This window comes from Vibrio sp. 10N.222.46.A1, from assembly GCF_041473595.1.
GTDB classification, from domain to species: domain Bacteria; phylum Pseudomonadota; class Gammaproteobacteria; order Enterobacterales; family Vibrionaceae; genus Vibrio; species Vibrio tasmaniensis_A.
Genome location: NZ_JBFRSN010001681.1, coordinates 1 through 590 on the forward strand (window position 1 = coordinate 1; position 590 = coordinate 590).

Here is a 590-nt window from a genome sequence, read left to right on the forward strand (position 1 = left end):
CCGTTTGACCGCGAAGTATCACTGGTGGGTGCTCGTGGCGCTAATGGCGAGATTCAAGTGTACCCACTGGCTGAAAATGTTCACACCGACGGCGTGTTGAGCTTATCGACAGCGATTGATGACATTGAACTGCAAGAGCAAGCAAAAACCATGTTCACCGCTGTTGCAGAACGTTTGGATTACGTTGGCGTGCTAGCGTTAGAGTTCTTTGATGTTAAAGGTTCACTGCTGGTTAACGAGATTGCACCACGTGTTCATAACTCTGGCCACTGGACACAGCAAGGCGCTGAAACTTGTCAGTTTGAGAACCACCTACGTGCTGTGTGCGGTATGCCACTAGGCAGTACTAAACTGATTCGCCCAACCGCAATGATCAACATTCTTGGTGAAGATACCCTACCTGAGGCTATTCTGGCTCAAGGTGGCTGTCATGTTCATTGGTATGGCAAAGAGAAGCGTGCAGGTCGTAAGATGGGCCACATTAACGTGAGCGCTGACTACAACGCAGAGCTGCAAAGAGCGTTATGCTCACTGGCAGACATTCTCGATAAGCAAGCCTACTCTGCTGTGCATGAATTTGCTGAGCAGAT

1 protein-coding gene is annotated in these 590 nt (G+C 49.5%); it reads left to right on the forward strand.

Annotation, left to right across the window (positions count from 1 at the left end):
- Positions 1 to 590 (forward strand): ATP-grasp domain-containing protein (locus AB4496_RS28840; protein WP_372133541.1); only part of this gene is annotated, 590 nt, incomplete at both ends.